Below are 21,480 nucleotides of genomic sequence, written 5' to 3'. Positions count from 1 at the left end.
ACTACAGCTGGCCGACCGACGTCACCCGCACGACCGCCCGGCCCTCCTCGTCCGAGGCCGCCAGGTCCACCTCCGCGCTGATGCCCCAGTCGTGGTCGCCGTTCGGGTCGGCGAAGGTCTGCCGGACGCGCCAGACGCCGTGCGCCGGGTCCTCCTCGATGGCGAGCAGCTTCGGACCGCGCGCGTCCGGACCCGTACCGAGGTCGTCGTACTCGTCCCAGTACCCGTCCATCGCCTCGCCCCACGCGTCCGCGTCCCAGCCGGCCTCGCCGTCCAGCTCGCCCAGCTCGGCCACGTTGTCGAGCGCCGCCAGCTCCACCCGCCGGAACATCGCGTTGCGCACGAGCACCCGGAAGGCGCGCGCGTTCGCGGTGACCGGCTTGACCTGGTCGGCCTTCTCCTGCGCCTCCTCCGCGGACTCCAGCTCCGGGTTGGCCAGCTGCTCCCACTCGTCGAGCAGCGAGGAGTCCACCTGGCGCACCATCTCGCCCAGCCAGGCGATCAGGTCCTGGAGGTCCTCGGTCTTCAGGTCGTCCGGGATCGTGTGGTCGAGCGCCTTGAACGCGCTCGCCAGATAGCGCAGGACGATGCCCTCGGTGCGCGCCAGCTCGTAGAAGGAGGTGAACTCCGTGAAGGAGAGCGCCCGTTCGTACATGTCCCGGATGACCGACTTCGGCGACACCGGGTGGTCGCCGACCCACGGGTGCGACTTCCGGTAGACGTTGTACGCGTGCCAGAGCAGCTCTTCGAGCGGCTTCGGGTACGTGACCTCCTGGAGCCGCTCCATCCGCTCCTCGTACTCGACGCCGTCGGCCTTCATCGCGCCGACCGCCTCGCCGCGCGCCTTGTTCTGCTGGGCGTGCAGGATCTGCCGCGGGTCGTCGAGGGTCGACTCGACCACCGACACCATGTCGAGGGCGTACGAGGGGGATTCCGGGTCGAGCAGGTCGAACGCGGCGAGCGCGAAGGTCGACAGCGGCTGGTTGAGCGCGAAGTCCTGCTGGAGGTCGACGGTCAGCCGGATCGTGCGGCCCTCGGCGTCCGGGGTGTCGAGCTGCTCCACGACGCCGCCGTCAAGCAGCGAGCGGTAGATCGCGATGGCCCGGCGGATGTGCTTGAGCTGGTTGCGGCGCGGCTCGTGGTTGTCCTCCAGGAGCTTGCGCATCGCCTCGAAGGCGTTCCCGGGGCGCGCGATCACCGAGAGCAGCATGGTGTGGGTGACCCGGAAGCGGGAGGTCAGCGGCTCCGGCTCGGCGGCGATCAGCTTCTCGAAGCTGTTCTCGGTCCAGCCGACGAAGCCCTCCGGGGCCTTCTTGCGGACCACCTTGCGGCGCTTCTTCGGGTCGTCGCCGGCCTTCGCCAGCGCCTTCTCGTTCTCGATGACGTGCTCGGGCGCCTGCGCCACCACGAAACCGGCGGTGTCGAAACCGGCCCGGCCGGCCCGGCCCGCGATCTGGTGGAACTCCCGGGCCCGCAGCGTGCGCACCCGGTTGCCGTCGTACTTGGTCAGGGCGGTGAAAAGCACCGTGCGGATCGGCACGTTGACGCCGACGCCCAGGGTGTCCGTACCGCAGATGACCTTCAACAGGCCCGCCTGCGCCAGCTTCTCCACCAGACGCCGGTACTTCGGCAGCATGCCCGCGTGGTGCACGCCGATGCCGTGCCGGACGTAACGGGACAGGTTCTTGCCGAACTTGGTGGTGAAGCGGAAGTTGCCGATCATCTCGGCGATGGCGTCCTTCTCCTCGCGCGAGCACATGTTGATGCTCATCAGCGACTGGGCGCGCTCCACCGCCTGCGCCTGCGTGAAGTGGACGATGTACACCGGCGCCTGCTTGGTCTGCAGGAGCTCGGTGAGGGTGTCGGTGATCGGCGTGAGCCGGTACTCGTACGAGAGCGGCACCGGCCGGGTCGCCGAGCGGACCACCGAGGTGGGCCGGCCGGTGCGCCGGGTCAGGTCCTTCTCGAACATCGACACGTCGCCGAGCGTCGCCGACATGAGGACGAACTGCGCCTGCGGGAGCTCCAGGATCGGGATCTGCCAGGCCCAGCCGCGGTCCTGCTCCGCGTAGAAGTGGAACTCGTCCATGACGACCTGGCCGATGTCGGCGTCCTTGCCGTCACGCAGCGCGATCGAGGCGAGCACCTCGGCGGTGCAGCAGATGACCGGCGCGTCCGCGTTCACGGACGCGTCGCCGGTCAGCATGCCGACGTTCTCGGTGCCGAAGATCTTGCACAGCTCGAAGAACTTCTCCGACACCAGCGCCTTGATCGGCGCGGTGTAGAAGGTGACCTGGTCATTGGCCAGGGCCGTGAAGTGCGCACCCGCCGCGACCAGCGACTTTCCGGAGCCGGTGGGGGTGGAAAGGATCACGTTGGCCCCGGAGACCACCTCGATCAGCGCCTCCTCCTGGGCCGGGTAGAGCGTGATGCCCCGGCCCTCCGCCCATGAGGAGAAGGCCTCGAAGAGGGCATCGGGGTCGGCGGTCGGCGGCAGCTGATCGATAAGGGTCACGACCCCATCTTGCCTGGATTCCGCTCGGATGAGGGAACCGGCCATCGGATCGAAGATCACGGACGATAGGCTGACCCGCCGGCCGGCCGTGCGGCCGGACTGCCGACCGGACGTCAACTGGGCGCCGGGGCACGAGAAACGGCGCGACACGGCGAGAGACGGGGCGGGAAACAATCATGATGGGACCGGCGCACTCGCTGTCCGGAGCGGCGGCCTGGCTGGGGATCGGAGCGGCCGCCGCGGCCTTCGACCACCCGATGCCCTGGCCGGTTCTCGTCGTCGGCGCGCTCATCTGCGCGGGCGCGGCCCTCGCACCCGACCTCGACCACAAGGCGGCCACCATCTCGCGGGCCTTCGGACCGGTCTCCCGGTGGCTGTGCGAGATCGTCGACAAGCTGTCGTACGCCGTCTACAAGGCCACCCGCTCCACCGCCGACCCGCGCCGCTCCGGCGGGCACCGCACCCTCACCCACACCTGGGTGTGGGCGGTCCTGATCGGCGGCGGCTGCTCGGTCGCGGCCGTCACCGGCGGCCGCTGGGCGGTCCTCGCGATCCTCTTCGTACACCTGGTCCTCGCCGTGGAAGGCCTGCTGTGGCGGGCCGCGCGGATGTCCAGCGACGTCCTGGTGTGGCTGCTCGGCGCCACCAGCGCCTGGATCCTCGCCGGCGTCCTGGACCAGCCGGGCAACGGCTCGGACTGGCTGTTCACCCAGCCCGGCCAGGAGTACCTGTGGCTGGGCCTGCCGATCGTCCTCGGCGCCCTCGTCCACGACATCGGCGACGCCCTGACCGTCTCCGGCTGCCCGATCCTGTGGCCGATCCCCGTCGGCCGCAAGCGCTGGTACCCGATCGGCCCGCCGAAGGGCATGCGCTTCCGCGCCGGCAGCTGGGTCGAGCTGAAGGTCCTCATGCCGGTCTTCATGCTCCTCGGCGGGGTCGGCGGAGCCTCGGCGCTCGGGGTCTTCTAGCCGCACGGGGCCTTATGGCCGTACGGAAAGGGGCCGCACCGGATCGACCGGTGCGGCCCCTTTCCGTACGCCTGCCCGCGGAAGCGGCGGCGTCTGCGTGGCCTCAGCCGTGCCAGGAGCGCCACAGCGCCGCGTACGCGCCGTCCGCCGCCACCAGCTCGTCGTGGCTGCCCAGTTCGCTGATCCGGCCGTCCTCGACCACCGCGATCAGATCGGCGTCGTGCGCCGTGTGCAGCCGGTGCGCGATCGCCACGACCGTGCGGCCGTCCAGGACCCGGGCCAGCGAGCGCTCCAGATGCCGGGCCGCACGCGGGTCGAGGAGCGAGGTCGCCTCGTCCAGGACCAGGGTGTGCGGGTCGGCCAGGACGAGCCGGGCGAGCGCCACCTGCTGGGCCTGGGCCGGGGTGAGCGCCTGCCCGCCCGAGCCGACCTCGGTGTCCAGGCCCGCGTCGAGCGCCCGCGCCCACTCCTCGGCGTCGACCGCCGTGAGCGCCGCCCACAGCTCGGCGTCCCCGGCGCCCGCCCGCGCGAGCAGCAGATTGTCCCGGAGCGAGCCCACGAAGACATGGTGCTCCTGGTTGACCAGGGCGACGTGTTCGCGGACCCGCTCGGCCGGCATCCGGGCCAGCTCGGCCGCGCCCAGGGTGACCGTGCCCGCGCGCGGGGCGTACACCCCGGCGAGCAGCCGGCCGAGGGTCGACTTCCCGGCGCCGGACGGGCCGACCAGGGCGAGCCGGGTGCCCGGGGCGACGTCCATCGACACCCGGTGCAGCACGTCCACGCCCTCCCGATAGCCGAAGCGCACCTCATCCGCGCGCACCGCGCGTCCCTCGGGCCGTACGGACTCCTCGCCCGCCGCGGGCTCGATCTCCCGCACGCCCACGAGCCGGGCCAGCGACACCTGGGCGACCTGGAGCTCGTCGTACCAGCGCAGCACGATGCCGATCGGGTCGACCAGCATCTGCGCGAGCAGCGCGCCCGTGGTCAGCTGCCCCACGTCCATCCGGCCCCAGAAGACGAGGGTGCCGCCGATCGAGAGGACGCCGATGAGCACCACGGTGTGGGTGAGGTTGACCACCGGGAACAGCACCGCGCGCAGATACAGGGTGTAGCGCTCCCACCGGGTCCACTCCCGGACCCGCTGGTCCGACAGCTCGACCCGGCGCCGGCCGAGCCGGTGCGCCTCGACCGTACGGCCCGCGTCCACGGTCTCCGCGAGGGCGGCGGCCACGGCCGCGTAACCGGCGGCCTCCGAGCGATACGCGGCGGGCGCGCGCCGGAAGTACCAGCGGCAGCCGGTGATCAGCAGCGGCGCGGCGAGCAGCAGCGCGAGCGCGAGCGGCGGCGCCGTGACCGCGATGCCGGCGACGAGCAGCCCCGCCCACACCACGCCGATGACGAGCTGCGGCACCGCCTCGCGCATCGCGTTGGCGAGCCGGTCGATGTCGGTGGTGATCCGGGACAGCAGATCGCCGGTGCCCGCCCGCTCCAGGACGCCCGGCGGCAGCGCCACCGACCGCACCAGGAAGTCCTCGCGCAGATCGGCGAGCATCTCCTCGCCGAGCATCGCGCCGCGCAGCCGGACCAGGCGCGTGAACACCGTCTGGGCGAGCAGCGCCACCGCGAACAGGGCGGCGGTGCGCTCCAGATGGAGCTCCCGGGCCCCGGCGGTGAGCGCGTCCACCACCGAGCCGAGCAGATACGGGCCGGCCATCGACGCCGTCACGGCGATCGCGTTGACCGCGACGAGGACGGCGAACGCGCGCCGGTGGCGGCGCAGCAGCTCCCGTACGTAGCCGCGGACGGTGACCGCGCCGGCGACCGGCAGGGTGGTGGCCGACCGGGGCGCGGCCGGGTCGTGGGCGGGCGGTGCCACGCGGATCACGCGCTCTCTCCTTCCAGTGCGTCGAGGGGGACGAGGCCGCCGTCGCGGTCCCCGTCGAGGGCGGCTTCCGGTTCGGTCTCGCGGGTCACCACCGCCCGGTAGCGGGGCTCGCGGGCCAGCAGCTCACGGTGGGTGCCGACGGCGACGGCCGTGCCGTCGTCGACCAGGACCACCCGGTCCGCGAGGTCGAGCAGCAGCGGCGAGGAGGCCAGGACCACGGTGGTCCGGCCGGCCCGCAGCCGCTTGATCCCGGCCGCCACCCGCGCCTCGGTGTGCGCGTCGACCGCCGAGGTCGGCTCGTCGAGCACCAGCACGTCCGGGTCGGTGACCAGCGAACGGGCCAGGGCGAGGCGCTGCCGCTGCCCGCCGGACAGCGACCGGCCGCGCTCGGTGATCCGGGTCCGCATCGGGTCGCCGCCGGTGTCCACGGAGGCCTGCGCGAGCGCGTCGAGGACGTCGGCGCAGCGGGCCGCGTCCAGCGCGTCGGCCGCCGGCACCTTGCCGGAGGACGGCACGTCGAGCAGCTCCGCGAGGCTGCCCGAGAGCAGCACCGGATCCTTGTCCTGCACCAGGACGGCGGTCCGCGCGGTGTCCAGGGGCAGCTCGTCGAGCGCGACCCCGCCGAGCAGCGCCGAGGCGTGCCCCTCCGCCGGCTCCGCCGGATGCCCGCCGAGCCGGTCCGCGAGCCGGCCGGCCGCGTCCGGGTCGCCGCACACCACCGCGGTGAAAGCCCCCGCGGGCGCCCGTACCCCCGTCACCGGGTCGTACAGATCCCCGTCCGGCACCGCGACCACCGCCACATCCGTCCCGCTCGTCCCGGCCCGCACGGTCGTCGTACGGGACAGGGCGAGCACCCGGGCGGCGCGCCGGGCCGACGGGCGCGAGAAGGAGTACGCCATGGCGATCTCCTCGAACACGCGCAGCGGATGATGGATCAGGGCCACCGCGCCGTAGACGGTGACCAGGGCGCCCACCGAGATCTGCCCGTCGAGCGCGAGCCGCGCCCCGTACACCACCACTCCGACGAGCAGCAGGCCCGGCAGCAGCACCTGGAGCGCCGCGATCAGCGCCCACATCCGGGCGCTGCGCACCGCGGCCCGGCGCACCTCCTGGGAGGCGGTCCGGTAGCGGCGCAGGAACAGCTCCTCGCCGCCGATGCCGCGCAGCACCCGGAGCCCGGCGACCGTGTCCGAGGCCAGCTCGGTGGCCCGCCCGGCCTTCTCGCGCTGCTCGTCGGCCCGCCGGGTGGCCCGGGGGAGCAGCGGCAGCGCGGCGAGGGCGAGCACGGGCACGGCGAGCGCGACCAGCGGGCCGAGCTCCGGCTGGTACAGCACGAGGCCGACGCAGACCGCGACCAGGGCGACGGCGGCGGACGCGAAGCGGGACACCGCCTCGACGAACCAGCCGATCTTCTCCACGTCGGCCGTGGAGACCGCCACGACCTCGCCCGCCGCGACCCGGCGGGTCAGGACGGAGCCGAGCTCCGCGGTCTTGCGGGCGAGCAGCTGCTGGACCCGGGCGGCGGCGGTGATCCAGTTGGTCACGGCCACCCGGTGGACCATCGTGTCGCCGACCGCGATGGCCAGGCCGCAGCCGGCCAGCAGCCCGAGGCCGAGGGCGAACCGGCCGCCGTCGCGGTCCACCACCGCCTGCACGGACAGACCGACGCCGAGCGGAAGCCCGGCGATGCCCAGCTGCAGCAGCAGGCCCCAGAACAGGCACGCCAGCTGTGCGCCCAGCTGGCGCCGGCCGAGCCAGAGGAGGAAGCGGAAGCCCGAGCGGACGTCCGGAACCCCTGGGTCGGCGTACGGTAGGTCTTTGATCTGCATGACGCCCCAACGGTCGTGACGGGGCCTTCACAACCCCCGGACCTTCAAGGTTTGCGCCGCGCGCCGCACCCCGGCAAACGATTTTCCGGCAACTCCGAACAGATCCCGCCAAGCCGGGCCCACGCCCTCTGGCGCGCCCCACCGGGCCCGCGCTTCACTGCCGACCCATGAGACAACGGAAGATCATGAGCATGATCGGCGGCCTCACCCTGGCCGCCGGACTGCTGCTCGCCGCCCCGGCGGCGCACGCGGACCAGGCGCCCACCCCGCCCGCCGAGTTCACCACCGACTGGCACGACCCGGTCACCGCCGCCCCGCCGGTCGCCGTCCCCGGCACCCGCAGCTGCGAAGTCACCCTCGCCGAGGCCCAGTTCCGCGACTTCACGCCGTACAAGGGGAGTTACGCCCCGCCCAAGGAGTGCGGCACCCGCTGGAACAAGGTCGTGCTGCGCCTGGAGGGCAAGGTGAAGGGGCGTCAGTACGACCGCCTCGGCCACCTCAGCGTCGGCGGCGTCGAGATCCTCCGCACCTCCACCCCCGAACCCTCGCCCGACGGCATCGCCTGGACGGTCGAGAAGGACGTCACCCGCTACCGCGACGTCCTCAGCCGCCCCCAGCCCGTCGAGATGCTCATCGGCAACGTCGTCAACGAGACCTACACCGGCGTCATCGACGTCCGCGTCACCCTCGCCTTCCACACCGCCCAGGGCCCGGTGAAGCCCGCCGCCGGCACCCCCGACCGCGTGCTGCCGCTCACCGACGGCACCCTCACCACCCCGCGGAACACCGAACGCGTGCTCGCCGAGGTGTACGCGACCGGCTCGGGCGGCGGCTGCGAGGAGTTCTGGTACCTCACCGTCCCCGACGCGGCGCCCTACTCCTGCAAGGCCACCGACGGCCCGTACCGCGAAGTGCAGATCTCCGTCGACGGGCAGCTCGCCGGCATCGCCGCGCCCTTCCCGCACGTGTGGACCGGCGGCTGGTCCAACCCCTTCCTCTGGTACGTGACGCCCGCCCCGCGCGCCTTCGACGTGCAGCCGGTCGTCTACGACCTCACCCCCTTCGCCGCCGTGCTCAACGACGGGCGCGCCCACCGCGTCGAGGTGTCCGTGGCCGGCGTGCCCGCCGGGCAGAGCGGCTGGAGCGTGCCCGCGAACGTGCTGCTCTGGCAGGACGAGGGCAGCAAGGTCGTCAACGGCGCCCTCGACCGGCACGAGGCCGGAGTCCCGCACAACTCCGCGGTGTACAAGGCCGGTTCGCCGGACGTCCTGGAAGCCGCCGGCGGGCACACGCTCACCGTCGCCGGCCATCTGAACACCTCGCACGGCCGGGTCTCCACCACGGTCACCCGCACCGTGGAGAACACCTCGACGCACCGCTGGGGCGCCGACGAGAACCCCGACGCGCTCACCGCCGCCTGGCGCGACGACGAGACGGTGACGGTCGGCCGGACGGCGACCCGCACCCACCGCGCGTACACGATGGACGGCGAGATCACCATCGACGCCGGCAACCGGCTGCGGACCGTCCTCACCATCGGCGACCGCGCCTCCGTCGACGTCGTCCGCGACGGCCGGCGGCTGTCCTGGTCGCGGCTCGACGACACCTACACCGGCGACGCCGCCTTCACCCTCGGCGTCCCGCGCGAGCAGCGGCACGCGGTCGGCACCAGCGCCGAGCGCTACCGCACTTACGGGTCCGGCGGCTGCTACGACCGGTCCCTGAAGACCGTCCAGGGGACCCTGGTCGAGGACCTGCGGCGCTGCTGAGCGCCGCGGGACCGGTGTGGTGTCCGGGCCGTCCGCCGAGGGCCCGGACACCGCTCATGCGGGGCGGATAACCTGTAGGGCTTACTGGTAGGGCTTACTGGTAGGGCCTACTTGTAGGTGAGGTCCGCCGCCGTGTACCGGCAGTGCGTGCCGTCGGGGCCGGTGCCCAGGACCTTGGGCTCGGCGCCCGTGTTGTTGCCCTGGAAGCGCGTGCACGGCTTGATCTTCTTGCCGGCGTCGCCGCTGATGCGCACATTGCGCAGGGCCGCGGTGTCGCCGTAGTTGGCGTTGATGCCGACGATCGAGTTGCCCGGCGCGGTCACGTCCACGTCGTTGACGATCACCTGGCGGTTCTTGTACTGCGTCTTGCAGTTGCCGCAGGTGCGCACCAGCTTGCCGAAGTCCGACACCTGGAACTTGGTCACCACGAGCTTGCCGGCGCCGTTGAACTGGAACACCTTGTCGCTCGCGTGCCGCGCGCCGCCGCCGTAGACCGTGTAGACGGACGACGCCGACTTCCCCTTGAAGGTGGCGGCGTCCTCGCCGACATCCTCCCACCAGACGTTCTGCAGCGTGCAGCTGCCCAGGCAGTGGATGCCGTCGGCGGCGGGAGTGCCGAGGATGACGTTCTTCAGGACCGCGCCGTCCGCGAGCTGGAACACCGGGTCCTGGCCCTCGTCCTGGCCGCTGCCGCCGAGCGGGCCGCTGCCCTGGAAGCGCTGGTACTTGCCGTCGTACGTGCCCGTCACCTTGAGGGTGCTGCTGACGGGCTTCGTGCCGGTGGCCTTCGGCCAGGCGGAGGCGGCGGCGGAGGCGGCAGCGGAGGTGGAGGCGGCACCTGCCGAGGACAGCATCGTCGTGGTGACGATCGCCGTCCCGAGGAGGCCGAACGCGGCGGCGCCGCCGATGACCGCGCGCCGCCTGGTGAGGCTGCGACGGTGCCGGCGTATGGGCCGTTCGGGCTGGACTGTCATACCCATTCCTTGAGTGGTGGGGGATGCTTGCGCCCCGTAGTCGCCACCGGTGCGGAAAGGGTTGCCGTGCCGAGGAAGATTTTTTACGAAGACCCGCCGGGGTTCTTTCAGTTGTCGCCGTGCGGCGCGAAGTCCCCCGAAACGGAACGGCTTTCGGCACCCGCGGAGGTCGTCGCCGTGGCCGTGTACCGGTCGTCCTTGGCGTCCCGGCCGCCGCTCCGGTGGTCGTACTGCCCGGCGAACACCCACTCGCCCGCCGGGACCGTACGGCCCTGCTTCAGCACCCAGGTGTAGACGACGAAGCCGTCCCGCTCCTCGACGGTGAGGGCGAAGTCCTGCTCCGGCAGCGAGCGCCAGGCGCCCGTCGAGGCCACCCCGCCGGTCTGCGCGACCCGGAGCCGGACCGTGAGCGCGGACAGCTCCGCGGTCGTCTTCAGGGTGACGTTGCTCTGCGCCCAGTACGCGTTGCTGTGCGGGTCCACCGAGCCGTCCGACCACAGCGGCCCGTCCGCGACGCCGGCGGTCCCGCCCGGGGGCGGGGCGGAGGCGGAGGAGTCGCCGCCCGCGACCGGGGTGGTGGTCGGGGGTGCGGCGGCGGTCCGGTCGGGCTGCTTCGGGTCGGTGGTACGCCCGTCCGTCGCCCCCGGCGTCGGACCCGTCGGGACGACGGGCGGGTGGCCCGTCTCCTTCGGTGACGCCGACGGCGCGGGCGTGGGCGGCATGGAGACCGTGCCCTGCGGCGGCGTGGGGACGTCCTCCTTCACCGCGGCGGCGACGGCGAAGCCGCCGACCGCGAGCACACCCGCGACCGCGGCCGTGACGCCCGCGAGCCGCAGTCGGCCGGCCGCCGGCCGCAGGCGCGCGCCGCGCTCCGCGCCGGCCGGCCCGGCCATGCCGCGCTCGACCCTGGCCAGGATCCGGGCGCGGTCCGGCCGATGCGCCGCGGCCGCCTCGCGCAGCCGGGCCCGCAGCTCGTCGTCCACGTCCCGCGTCATCGGTCCCTTCCTCCGGCCTCGCCGCCGCGCGCCATCGCCGCCTGCAACCGCTGCGGCGCTCCGCCTGTCCCGAGCAGCCGCTGCAGCTCGGCCATCCCCTTCGAGGTCTGGCTCTTCACCGTACCCACCGACACGCCCAGGGCCAGCGCGGTGTCCTTCTCCGAGAGGTCGAAGGCGTGCCGAAGGACCACGCAGGCCCGCTTGCGGAACGGCAGCCGGCGCAGCGCGGCCTGGACGTCGACGACCCCGGCGACATCCGGGTTCTCAGCCCGCTCCTCGCGCTGCGACCAGAACAGGGCGATCCGGCGCCGCTCCCGCACCGCGCCGCGGATCCGGGTGCGGGCGAGATTCGCGACGACCCCGCGCGCGTACGCCACCGGATGCTCCGCGGCGCGCACCCGGTCCCAGCGGTGCCACAGCGCGAGCAGCGCGTCCGCCGCCAGGTCGTCGGCGGCGTCCGCCTCACCGGTCAACAGATGGGCGAGGCGGGCCAGTTCGGCGTAGTGGCGCTCGAAGAAGGCATGGAACTCCACGGAGGCGGCGTCGTCGACGTCAGTCCCCACGGTCGGTCTCTCCTCTTGGTGGTCCCCTGGGCGTCGAACAGCCGTGCGCCGGGGAGAGATCCGGAACTGTATCAACGAATCGTCGGGTGACGGGCCGGGGGGCGACCGGGCGGGGGAGGGCCGTCGGGGGCGGATCGTCAGGGGCGGGTCGCGTGCTCCAGGGCGATGAGCGCCGAGTAGTACGTGCGGCCCGTCGCGCGGTCCATGCCGACCTCGCACATCCGGTTGGCCGAGAGATGCAGGTCGAAGCTCCGGGCGGTCACCTCGGCGGCCTCCCGCGCGGTGGCCGAGGCGGTCAGCTCCGGATGGAGCATGCCCCGGTCGCCGGCGAAGGCGCAGCAGCCCGCGTCGACCGGGACGACGACCTCCTCCGCGCAGGCCCCGGCGAGCTCCGTCAGCTTCTCCTCGTCGCCCAGGTGCCGCATGGAACAGGTCGGGTGGACCACGGCCGAGCCGGCCCGGTGGCGCACGTCGAGGCGGGGCAGCAGCTCGTCGGCCGCCCACACCAGCGAGTCCACGACGGTGAGCTCCGCGTGCAACTCCCGGTTCTCGTCGGTGAGGTACGGCACGACCTCGCGCGCGATGCCCAGCGTGCAGGACGAGGCGTCGACCACCAGCGGCAGCCGGCCCCCGGCGGTCCAGCCCCAGGCTGCCTCCACGATCCGGTTGGCCATCACCTCGTCGCCACGCTCGTAGCCCTTGGAGTGCCAGATGGTGGCGCAGCAGGTGCCCGCCACGTCGTCCGGGATCCACACCGGCCGCCCGGCGCGGGCCGAGAGCGCCACCACCGCCTCCGGCAGTGACGGACCGTCAAGTCCGACCGGATTGCCGAAGATCCGGTTCACGCAGGCCGGGTAGTAGACGGCGACGGCGGCCGGCCGGTGGGTGCGCGGCAGCCGGCGGCCGGCCGCGCCGGGGATCTCGGGCAGCCACTCGGGCACCAGGTCCGGCCGCGCCGCCCTGCGCGCCAGGCCCGTCACCGACGCCAGGAATCCGTCGCCCATCCGGGCGGCCGCCGCCACCGCGAGCCGCGCCGAGGCCTCCACGGCCTTGAACCGGCGCGCCGCGAGCGCCGCCACCCGCTCCTCGGCCGGCGAGTGCCGCTCGTGCCGGAACGCCTTCATCATCGCACCGGTGTCGATGCCGACCGGGCAGGCGAGAGCGCAGGTGGAGTCGCCGGCGCAGGTGTCGACGGCGTCATAGCCGTACGACTCCAACAGGGCCGTCTCGACCGGCGATCCGTCCGCCTGCCGCATCATCTCCCGGCGCAGCACGATCCGTTGGCGCGGTGTGGTCGTCAGATCGTGGCTGGGGCAGGTGGGTTCGCAGAAGCCGCACTCGATGCACGGGTCGGCGACCGCCTCCACGGTGGGGATGGTCTTCAGGCCGCGCAGATGGGCCTGCGGGTCGCGGTCCAGGACGACCCGCGGCGCGAGCACCCCGTCCGGGTCGATGACCTCCTTGGTCCGCCACATCAGCTCGGTCGCCCTCGGCCCCCACTCCAGCTCCAGGAACGGCGCGATGTTGCGGCCGGTGGCGTGCTCGGCCTTCAGCGAGCCGTCGAAACGCTCCACGGTGAGCTTGCAGAACTCGTCCATGAAGGACGCGTAGCGCTCGACGTCGGCCGGGTCGCCCGCGTCGAAGGCGAGCAGGAAGTGCAGATTGCCGTGCGCGGCGTGCCCGGCGACGGCGGCGTCGAAGCCGTGCCGGGCCTGCAGGTCGAGCAGCTCCGCGCAAGCCTCGGCGAGCCGCTCCGGCGGCACCGCGAAGTCCTCGGTGATCAGCGTCGTCCCCGACGGGCGGGAGCCGCCGACCGCCGTCACGAAGGCCTTGCGCGCCTTCCAGTACCCGCCGATCGTCCCCGGGTCGCGGGTGAAGGCATTGTCCACGGAGGCCACCGGCGCGACCGGCTCAAGCTCCGCCAGGACGGCGGCCGCCGCCTCCTCGTACGCCCGAAGCCCGGCCTCGTCCGGCGCCCGGAACTCCACAAGCAGCGCGGCGGTCTCCTTCGGCAGCTCCGCCCAGTCGCCCGGCACTCCGGGCACGCTCACCGAGGCGCGCAGGGTGTTGCCGTCCATCAGCTCCACGGCGAGCGCGCCCGCCTCGTTGAAGCGGGGCACGGCGGCCGCGGCGGCCGGCAGCGAGGGGAAGAAGAGCAGGGCCGTGGACACCATCCGGTCCAGGGGGACGGTGTCGAAGACGGTCTCGGCGATGAAGCCGAAGGTGCCCTCGGAGCCCACCATCAGACCGCGCAGGATCTCCACCGGGGTGGCGCCGTCGAGGAAGGCGTCGAGCCGGTACCCGTTGGTGTTCTTGATCGCGTACTTGGCGCGGATCCGGGCCGTCAGCTCCGGGTCCGCCTCGATCTCCGCCTTCAGGGCCATGAGACCGGCGCAGAGCCGCGGCTCGGCCCGGGCCAGCTCCTCGTCGGCCGCCGGGTCGCCGGTGTCGACCACGGTGCCGCTCGGCAGCACGAAGGTGAGCGAGGCGAGCGTCCGGTAGGAGTTCCGGGTGGTGCCGGCCGTCATGCCGGAGGCGTTGTTGGCGACCACCCCGCCGATCGTGCAGGCGAGGGCGCTCGCCGGATCGGGACCGAGCACCCGGCCGTACGGCGCGAGCGCCGCGTTCGCCCGGACCACGGTCGTGCCGGGCCGGATCCGGGCCCGGGCGCCGCCGTCCAGGACCTCCACGCCCGCCCAGTGCCGGCGCACGTCGACCAGGATGTCCTCGCCCTGCGCCTGCCCGTTGAGGCTGGTCCCTGCGGCCCGGAACACCACCTCGCGGCCCTTGCCGTGCGCGTACGACAGGACGGCCGAGATGTCGTCGAGGTCCTCGGCCACCACCACGGCCTGCGGCAGGAAGCGGTAGGGGCTCGCGTCGGAGGCGTAACGCACCAGGTCGGAGACCTTCGAGAGCACCTTCCCGGGGCCGAGGACGGCCACCAGCTCCTCGCGCAGATGCTTCGGGGTGCCGCGGGCCTGGAGGTCCGGCACACGGTCGGGCGCCGCCCGTCGCTTCGTACCGGCTCGCAGCGACTGCGGGTTCGGCTCCCGTACGGGCATGGCCAGCGCTCCCCTCCGGCGCGCGGCGTGCCCGGCGATCTCAGCAGGCCCGCTCAGCACCGCCGTCGACCAGGGCGGACAGCAGACCTCCGAGCACTTCGCGCTGTTCGACGGTCAGTGGGGCAAGGATGTCCTCTGCGGCGGCACGGCGCGCGCTGCGCAGCTCCCTCAGCGTGTCGCGGCCGGCGTCGGTGAGCTCGATCCGGACCACCCGGCGATTGGTCGGATCGGGCACCCGGCGCACCCGGCCGGCGGCCTCCAGGCCGTCCACCAGACTCGTCACCGCGCGCGGGACCACCTCGAGCCGGGCCGCGAGATCGGCCATCCGCGGCGGCTCCTCGTAGTGCGCGACCGTCCGGAGCAGCCGGAACTGCGCCGGGGTGATCCCGACCGGCTCCAGATACCGCTTGTGATGGCGGTGCAGCCGGCGGGTGAGCCGCAGCAGCTGCTCGGCGAGGACACCGTCGGGGTCGGGGGAGTCGGGGAGGACCGGGGTACTCATGACGGAACAATATCAGGACCACGTGCATTGTGAGTATAGGTAACAATGAGCTATGCTCTCATCGCCCCACTCTCGAACCCTCGTAGGAGCCCATGCATCCGCACGACGAGTCCACCTGGACGCCCCCCGCCCGTGATCCCAAGGAGCCCAAGGAACCCGCCCAGCTGCGGCGCATCCTCCGGCTCTTCCGCCCCTATCGCGGCCGCCTCGCCGTGGTCGGACTGCTCGTGGCCGCCTCGTCGCTGGTGTCCGTCGCCTCGCCCTTCCTGCTCCGCGAGATCCTGGACACCGCCATCCCGCAGGGCCGCACCGGGCTGCTCAGCCTGCTCGCCCTCGGCATGATCCTCACCGCCGTGACCTCCGGCGTCTTCGGCGTGCTCCAGACCCTCATCTCCACCACCGTCGGCCAGCGCGTCATGCACGACCTGCGCACCGCGGTCTACGCCCAGCTGCAGCGCATGCCGCTGGCCTTCTTCACCCGCACCCGCACCGGCGAGGTCCAGTCCCGGATCGCCAACGACATCGGCGGCATGCAGGCCACGGTCACCTCGACCGCCACCTCGCTCGTCTCCAACCTCACCGCCGTCGTCGCCAGCGTCGTCGCCATGCTCGCGCTCGACTGGCGGCTCACCCTGGTCTCGCTGCTGCTGCTCCCCCTCTTCGTCTGGATCAGCCGACGGGTCGGCCGCGAGCGCAAGCGGATCACCACCCGGCGCCAGAAGCAGATGGCCGCCATGGCCGCCACCGTCACCGAGTCGCTCTCCGTCAGCGGCATCCTGCTCGGCCGCACCATGGGCCGCGCCGACTCCCTGACGAAGTCCTTCGCCGACGAGTCCGAGCGCCTGGTCGACCTCGAAGTGCGCTCCTCCATGGCCGGCCGCTGGCGGATGTCGACGATAGGCATCGTCATGGCCGCCATGCCCGCCCTGCTCTACTGGGCGGCCGGCCTCGCCCTCCAGGTCGGCGGCCCCGCGATCTCGCTCGGCACCCTGGTCGCCTTCGTCTCGCTCCAGCAGGGCCTCTTCCGGCCCACCGTGAGCCTGCTGTCCACCGGCGTGCAGATGCAGACCTCGCTCGCCCTCTTCCAGCGCATCTTCGAGTACCTCGACCTGCCCGTCGAGATCAGCGAACCCGACGAGCCCGTGCGCCTCTCCAAGGTCGCCGGCGAGGTCTCCTTCGACAAGGCCACCTTCCGTTACGAGCCCGAGGGCGAGGGCCGCCCCACCCTCGACGCGATCGACCTCACCGTCCCGGCCGGCGGCAGCCTCGCCGTGGTCGGCCCCACCGGCTCCGGCAAGTCCACCCTCAGCTACCTCGTCCCCCGGCTCTACGACGTGACCGACGGCCGGGTCACCCTCGACGGCGTCGACGTGCGCGACCTCGACTTCGACACCCTCGCCCGCGCCGTCGGCGTGGTCTCCCAGGAGACCTACCTCTTCCACGCCTCCGTCGCGGACAACCTGCGCTTCGCCAAGCCCGACGCCACCGACGAGGAGATACAAGCCGCCGCCCGCGCCGCCCAGATCCACGACCACATCGCCTCGCTGCCCGACGGCTACGACACGCTGGTCGGCGAGCGCGGCTACCGCTTCTCGGGCGGCGAGAAGCAGCGCCTGGCCATCGCCCGCACCATCCTGCGCGACCCGCCGGTGCTGATCCTCGACGAGGCGACCAGCGCCCTCGACACCCGTACCGAACACGCCGTCCAGCAGGCCATCGACGCGCTCTCGGCCGGCCGCACCACCATCACCATCGCCCACCGCCTCTCCACCGTCCGCGACGCCGACCAGATCGTCGTCCTGGACGCCGGCCGCATCGTCGAGCGCGGCACCCACGAGGAGCTGCTCGCCCTCGACGGGCGGTACGCGGCCCTGGTGCGCCGCGACGAACACACGAACGTGGGAGCGGTTGTTCCCCGGAACGTGTGATCGTTCCGGATTTCGTTGCCCAACTCCCGTACGGCGTCGGATGATTACGGTGCGCGAGCGACGGGCTGCAGACCGCGACCGCGCAGTCCCACAGAAAGCTCTGTACGAGGAGAAGCACCACCATGAACGTCATCACCAACCTGCTCGCCGGCGTCCTCCACTTCCTGGGCTGGCTCGTCTGACCCTTGGCAGGTCTGCTGAAGAGCACAGCGCCGTCGGCCCCCGTCCCAGGGACCGGCGGCGCTGCCGCGTGCGCGGGTTCCGCGGAATCGGGTACGGGGCGGGTTAGCGTGCGCGCATGACGTACCGGACCTGGCAGCCCGACCCCCGTCGCCGCCGCACCCGGCTCACCCGGCGCGGGAAGCTCGCGTTGCTGCTCGGCGGCCTGCTCGCCGCCGCCACGGCCATCACCGTGCCGCTGCTGCTGTTCACCGGCGGCGACGCCCCCGCGCCCCGCCCCGTCCCCGAGAAGCAGCGCACCCTCCTCATCCCGGAGGGCTGGCGCGACGGCGAGGTGTACGCGGCCGTCGACCGCTCCCTCAAGCTCCCCCAGGGCACCGCACGCAAGACCGCCCAGGCCCCGGCCACCAAGCTCGCCCTGCCGGCCGCCGCCGCGGGCAACCCCGAGGGCTATCTCTTCCCCGCCACCTACCCGGTCGACAAGGCCACCACCGTCGACGGCCTGCTCCGCTACATGGTCGCCACCGCCGCCAAGCGCTTCGGTGACCCGCGCATCGCCGACGGCGCCCGCCGCCACGGGCTGAGTGTGCACCAGATGGTCATCGTCGCCAGCATCGTCCAGGCCGAGGCCGACACCCCCGAGGACATGGGCAAGGTGGCCCGGGTCGTCTACAACCGGCTCGCCCAGGGCATGCCGCTGCAGATGGACTCCACCATCAACTACGCCCTGGGCCGGGACACCGTCGACACCACCCACCAGGACACCCGCGTCGACAGCCCCTACAACACCTACGAGCGGCGCGGCCTGCCCCCGTCACCCATCGGCAACCCCGGCGACCAGGCCATGGGCGCGGCCGTCGCCCCGGCGGACGGCGACTGGCTGTACTTCGTGACCGTGCGCCACGGCGACACCCGCTTCACCGGCAGCTACGCCGAACACCAGGCGAACGTCGCCGACTTCAACGAGCAGCGACGGGCCGCGGGGCGTTCCTGAGCAGCCGCCGGATGTCGGCGACCGCCGCCCGGCCGGCCCGGTTGGCGCCGATGGTGGACGCGGAGGGACCGTAACCGACGAGATGGATCCGCGGGTCGCGGACCGCCCGTGTCCCCTCGACCCGGATGCCGCCGCCCGGCTCGCGCAGCCGCAGCGGTGCGAGATGGTCGATCACGGCGCGGAAACCGGTGGCCCAGAGGATCACGTCCGCGTCCACGGTCCGCCCGTCGTCCCAGGCCACCCCGGTCGGGGTGATCCGGTCGAACATCGGCAGCCGGTCGAGGATGCCGCGGGCGCGGGCGTCGCGAATGGCGTCGTTGAGCGGAAGGCCGGTGACCGACACGACGCTGCGCGGCGGCAGCCCCTGCCGTACCCGCTCCTCCACGAGGGCGACCGCGGCCCGCCCCTCGACCTCGCCGAACGGGCCCTCGCGGAAGACCGGCTCGCGCCGGGTGACCCAGGTCGTCGCGGCGGCGACGTCGGCGATCTCCATCAGATGCTGGGTGCCGGAGGCGCCGCCGCCGACCACGATCACCCGCTGCCCGGCGAAGGCCTGCGGCCCCGGGTACTGGGCGGTGTGCAGCTGGCGCCCCCGGAAGGTCTCCTGCCCGGGATAGCGCGGCCAGAACGGCCGGTCCCAGGTGCCGGTGGCGTTGATCAGCGCCCGGGTGGCGTACGTGCCCTCCGAGGTCTCCACGAGCAGCCGCCCGTGCTCCCCTTCCCGGACCGCGGTGACGTCCACCGGGCGGTGCACCCGCAGGTCGAAGGTCTCCTCGTACGTGGTGAAGTACCCGCCGATCACCTCGGAGGACGGCCGCGCCGGGTCCGCGCCGGTCAGCTCCATGCCGGGCAGCGCGTGCATCCCGTGCACCTTGCCGTACGTGAGCGAGGGCCAGCGGAACTGCCAGGCGCCGCCCGGCCGCGGGGCGTGGTCGAGGACCACGAAGTCCCGGTCGGGCTCGAAGCCGGTGCGCCGCAGGTGGTAGGCGGCGGACAGGCCGGCCTGCCCGGCCCCGATGACCACCACGTCGACGGAGCGCACCGCGCCGCCCGGCGTCGTCCGGTCAGCCCCGCCCACGTCGTGTACCTCGAAATCGTTCACGATTCCACCAACCGTGGGCGGGGCAGGGATCTTCCCGCGCCCCGCCCACGGTCATGAGGGCGTTGCGATACGGGCTACCGCCCGCCGCCCGCGACAAGCAGCGGCGCCCCGCCCGGGGCCGAGGCCGGGCGCCCGTTCGCGGCCGGGCCGCCGCCGAGCAGCGGCGAGGCGGGCAGGGTCGGCAGCAGGCCGCGCGCCGCGAGCTCCGGCGTCACGCCCTCACCGAACCAGTACGCCTCCTCCAGATGCGGATAGCCCGAGAGCACGAAGTGCTCCACGCCCAGGTCGTGGTACTCCTCGACCCGGTCGGCCACGTCCGAGTGGCTGCCCACCAGCGCGGTGCCCGCCCCGCCCCGTACGAGACCGATGCCCGCCCACAGGTTCGGCGCGATCTCCAGCCGGTCCCGGTCGAGGGAGCCGCCGCCGTGCAGCGCCAGCATCCGCTGCTGGCCCACCGACTCGCTGCGCCCGAGCGCCGACTGCGCCGTCGCCACCGTCTCCGGGTCGAGATCCGCGAGCAGCCGGTCCGCCGTCGCCCACGCCTCGCGCGCCGAGTCCCGCGAGATGGTGTGCAGCCGGATGCCGAAGCGCACCGTACGGCCCCGCTCCTCGGCAAGCCGGCGGATCCAGTCGATCTTCTCCTTGACCTGCCAGGGCGGCTCGCCCCACGTGAGATACACATCCGCGTGCGCCGCGGCGACCGGCCCGGCCGCCGCCGACGAGCCGCCGAAGAAGATCTCCGGCAGCGGATCCGGCGGCAGCGCCGTCAGTCCGCCCTCGACCTCGTAGTGCTCGCCCTGGAAGTCGTACGGCCGGCCGCTCCACACCCCGCGCACGATCTCCAGGAACTCGGAGGTCCGCGCATAGCGCCGGTCGTGGTCCAGGAAGTCGCCGAAGCGCCGCTGCTCGGCCGAGTCGCCGCCGGTCACCACGTTCAGGAGGAGCCGGCCCCGGGTGATCCGCTGGTACGTGGCCGCCATCTGCGCGGCGAGCACCGGCGAAAGCACCCCAGGCCGGAACGCCACCAGGAACTTCAGGCGTTCGGTGTGCTGGGCCAGCGCCGCCGTGGTCAGCCAGGCGTCCTCGCACCACGTGCCGGTCGGCGTCAGGACGGCCTCGAAGCCCAACTGCTCGGCCGCCTTGGCGATCTGCGCCAGATACTCGATGTCCGGCGGGCGCACCCCGCTCGCGGTGCGCGACGCGCGGCCGATGCCGCCGTCGGTGTAGGCGTGCCGGTCGACCAGGGTGCGGCCGTCGCCGCCGGTCGGCAGGAACCAGTGGAGATGCACGGTCATCGGGAGGAGTCCATTCCGTAGGAGCGCGCCGGGGTGGTGGACGGCGGCAGGTTCTTGTCGAAGCGGGTGTCGACGAAGTCCGCGAAGCGGAACTTCCGTGGAATCATCCGGAGTTCGGCGAAGGTGTCGGCGATCTTCTGCTCGGAGGCGACGGCCGCCGGGTCGAGCGCGACCGCGATCCGGGTGCCGTTGCTGCGCTTCACCGAGGCGAGCGCCACCTCGTACGGCAGGCCGGTCTCCTTCGACCAGACCTTCGCCCACGCCTCCGGATGCCGGTACACCCAGTCCTGCGCGCGCCGCAGCCGCTCGACGAAGTCGCCGATCGCCGCCGCCTTCTTCGCGTCGGCGAGCGCGGCGGGCGCTGCCACCTGGAAGCCGAGCCCGTTGACCACCCCGCGCCCGTCGGTGAGCACCCGGCCCCTGCCGCTCTCCAGGACCTGTGAGGTGTACGGGTCCCAGACCGCCCACGCGTCGACCTTGCCGCTGGTGAACGCGGCGAGCGCGTCGGCCGGTTGGAGCAGCTTCACCTGGACGTCGGAGAGCCGGAGCCCGGCCTTCGCAAGCGAGGCGATCAGCTGGAAGTGCGCGGAGCTGCCCTGCGCGACGGCGATCGAACGGCCCTTGAGGTCGGCCGCGGAGCGCAGCGGCGAGTCACGCGGGACGAGGATGGCCTCGCCGGCCGGATCGCCGTGGGTGGCCGCCACCACGGTGATCTTCGAGCCGGCGCCGGCCGCGAAGACGGGCGGGGTGTTGCCGACGCCGCCGAAGTCGACGGCTTTCGCGTTGATCGCTTCGAGGAGTGGCGGTCCCGAGGTGAAGGTCGACCAGGTGACGCGGTACGGCAGGTGGTCGAGCTCCCCGGCCGCGCGCAGCACGGCCTCGGCGCCGCCCTTCTGGTCGCCCACGCGCAGCAGGACCG

General features: G+C 73.1%; 15 protein-coding genes. 4 read left to right on the top strand and 11 right to left on the bottom strand.

Annotation, left to right across the window (positions count from 1 at the left end):
• Position 1: 1 nt before the first annotated feature.
• On the bottom strand, positions 2-2,575 hold the full coding sequence (locus JAO84_RS04015) for a DEAD/DEAH box helicase (RefSeq protein ID WP_370410450.1): 2,574 nt from the start codon (positions 2,573-2,575) through the stop codon (positions 2-4).
• A 116-nt stretch (positions 2,576-2,691) separates the two neighbouring features.
• Here JAO84_RS04015 and JAO84_RS04010 point away from each other — a divergent pair, with 116 nt between their 5' ends.
• The gene (locus JAO84_RS04010) at positions 2,692-3,483 is read left to right on the top strand and encodes a metal-dependent hydrolase (protein WP_370410448.1); all 792 of its coding nucleotides are present in this window, start codon (positions 2,692-2,694) and stop codon (positions 3,481-3,483) included.
• 103 nt (positions 3,484-3,586) lie between these two features.
• On the opposite strand, the gene JAO84_RS04005 is transcribed toward JAO84_RS04010, so the two are convergent.
• Entirely contained in the window at positions 3,587-5,368 is a 1,782-nt protein-coding gene (locus tag JAO84_RS04005; protein WP_370410446.1) for an ABC transporter ATP-binding protein, read from the bottom strand.
• Positions 5,365-7,197, bottom strand: coding sequence for an ABC transporter transmembrane domain-containing protein (locus JAO84_RS04000; RefSeq protein ID WP_370410444.1), 1,833 nt, complete (start codon positions 7,195-7,197; stop codon positions 5,365-5,367). Before JAO84_RS04000 ends, JAO84_RS04005 begins: the two co-directional genes overlap by 4 nt.
• Positions 7,198-7,364: 167 nt before the next feature.
• On the opposite strand from JAO84_RS04000, the gene JAO84_RS03995 reads away from it, so the two are divergent.
• Positions 7,365-8,966, top strand: a complete 1,602-nt coding sequence (locus tag JAO84_RS03995; RefSeq protein ID WP_370410442.1) for a peptide-N4-asparagine amidase — start codon at positions 7,365-7,367, stop codon at positions 8,964-8,966.
• 107 nt (positions 8,967-9,073) lie between these two features.
• Here the strand turns inward: JAO84_RS03995 and JAO84_RS03990 are convergent, their stop codons facing one another.
• The 5 genes from JAO84_RS03990 to JAO84_RS03970 form a co-directional block, all read right to left on the bottom strand.
• Complete coding sequence (locus tag JAO84_RS03990; RefSeq protein WP_370410440.1) at positions 9,074-9,940, bottom strand: pectate lyase; 867 nt, start codon at positions 9,938-9,940, stop codon at positions 9,074-9,076.
• 107 nt (positions 9,941-10,047) lie between these two features.
• Positions 10,048-10,935 (bottom strand): hypothetical protein, encoded by an 888-nt coding sequence (locus JAO84_RS03985; RefSeq protein ID WP_370410438.1) that lies wholly within the window; start codon positions 10,933-10,935, stop codon positions 10,048-10,050.
• Complete coding sequence (locus tag JAO84_RS03980) at positions 10,932-11,498, bottom strand: SigE family RNA polymerase sigma factor (RefSeq protein WP_370410436.1); 567 nt, start codon at positions 11,496-11,498, stop codon at positions 10,932-10,934. Before JAO84_RS03980 ends, JAO84_RS03985 begins: the two co-directional genes overlap by 4 nt.
• A 137-nt stretch (positions 11,499-11,635) precedes the next feature.
• Positions 11,636-14,560, bottom strand: a complete 2,925-nt coding sequence (locus JAO84_RS03975) for an FAD-binding and (Fe-S)-binding domain-containing protein (protein ID WP_370410434.1) — start codon at positions 14,558-14,560, stop codon at positions 11,636-11,638.
• Positions 14,561-14,600: 40 nt separating this feature from the next.
• Positions 14,601-15,062: a MarR family winged helix-turn-helix transcriptional regulator gene (locus tag JAO84_RS03970; protein ID WP_370410432.1), complete on the bottom strand. Its 462-nt coding sequence runs from the start codon at positions 15,060-15,062 to the stop codon at positions 14,601-14,603.
• Positions 15,063-15,154: 92 nt separating this feature from the next.
• On the opposite strand from JAO84_RS03970, the gene JAO84_RS03965 reads away from it, so the two are divergent.
• Positions 15,155-16,990, top strand: coding sequence for an ABC transporter ATP-binding protein (locus JAO84_RS03965; protein ID WP_370410430.1), 1,836 nt, complete (start codon positions 15,155-15,157; stop codon positions 16,988-16,990).
• A 298-nt stretch (positions 16,991-17,288) separates the two neighbouring features.
• Complete coding sequence (mltG, locus tag JAO84_RS03960; RefSeq protein WP_370410428.1) at positions 17,289-18,164, top strand: endolytic transglycosylase MltG; 876 nt, start codon at positions 17,289-17,291, stop codon at positions 18,162-18,164.
• Here mltG and JAO84_RS03955 read toward each other — a convergent pair.
• The 3 genes from JAO84_RS03955 to JAO84_RS03945 form a co-directional block, all read right to left on the bottom strand.
• On the bottom strand, positions 18,130-19,206 hold the full coding sequence (locus tag JAO84_RS03955; protein ID WP_370416652.1) for an NAD(P)-binding domain-containing protein: 1,077 nt from the start codon (positions 19,204-19,206) through the stop codon (positions 18,130-18,132). The genes mltG and JAO84_RS03955 overlap by 35 nt on opposite strands.
• Positions 19,207-19,340: 134 nt before the next feature.
• Complete coding sequence (locus JAO84_RS03950) at positions 19,341-20,561, bottom strand: LLM class flavin-dependent oxidoreductase (protein WP_370410426.1); 1,221 nt, start codon at positions 20,559-20,561, stop codon at positions 19,341-19,343.
• Complete coding sequence (locus tag JAO84_RS03945) at positions 20,558-21,466, bottom strand: ABC transporter substrate-binding protein (RefSeq protein WP_370410424.1); 909 nt, start codon at positions 21,464-21,466, stop codon at positions 20,558-20,560. Before JAO84_RS03945 ends, JAO84_RS03950 begins: the two co-directional genes overlap by 4 nt.
• Positions 21,467-21,480: the final 14 nt, after the last annotated feature.

The sequence above is a fragment of the Streptomyces fradiae genome, assembly GCF_041270065.1.
Classification (GTDB): domain Bacteria; phylum Actinomycetota; class Actinomycetes; order Streptomycetales; family Streptomycetaceae; genus Streptomyces.
The sequence above is the reverse complement of the archived record's forward strand: the minus strand, read 5'-3'. Positions and strand labels throughout refer to the sequence as shown.

Coding starts and splice junctions, on each gene's coding strand:
- JAO84_RS04010 (WP_370410448.1), top strand. CDS start 2,692: ATGATGGGACCGGCGCACTCGCTGTCCGGAGCGGCGGCCTGGCTGGGG.
- JAO84_RS04000 (WP_370410444.1), bottom strand. CDS start 7,197: ATGCAGATCAAAGACCTACCGTACGCCGACCCAGGGGTTCCGGACGTC.
- JAO84_RS03995 (WP_370410442.1), top strand. CDS start 7,365: ATGAGACAACGGAAGATCATGAGCATGATCGGCGGCCTCACCCTGGCC.
- JAO84_RS03990 (WP_370410440.1), bottom strand. CDS start 9,940: ATGACAGTCCAGCCCGAACGGCCCATACGCCGGCACCGTCGCAGCCTC.
- JAO84_RS03985 (WP_370410438.1), bottom strand. CDS start 10,935: ATGACGCGGGACGTGGACGACGAGCTGCGGGCCCGGCTGCGCGAGGCG.
- JAO84_RS03975 (WP_370410434.1), bottom strand. CDS start 14,560: ATGCCCGTACGGGAGCCGAACCCGCAGTCGCTGCGAGCCGGTACGAAG.
- JAO84_RS03970 (WP_370410432.1), bottom strand. CDS start 15,062: ATGAGTACCCCGGTCCTCCCCGACTCCCCCGACCCCGACGGTGTCCTC.
- JAO84_RS03965 (WP_370410430.1), top strand. CDS start 15,155: ATGCATCCGCACGACGAGTCCACCTGGACGCCCCCCGCCCGTGATCCC.
- mltG (WP_370410428.1), top strand. CDS start 17,289: ATGACGTACCGGACCTGGCAGCCCGACCCCCGTCGCCGCCGCACCCGG.
- JAO84_RS03950 (WP_370410426.1), bottom strand. CDS start 20,561: ATGACCGTGCATCTCCACTGGTTCCTGCCGACCGGCGGCGACGGCCGC.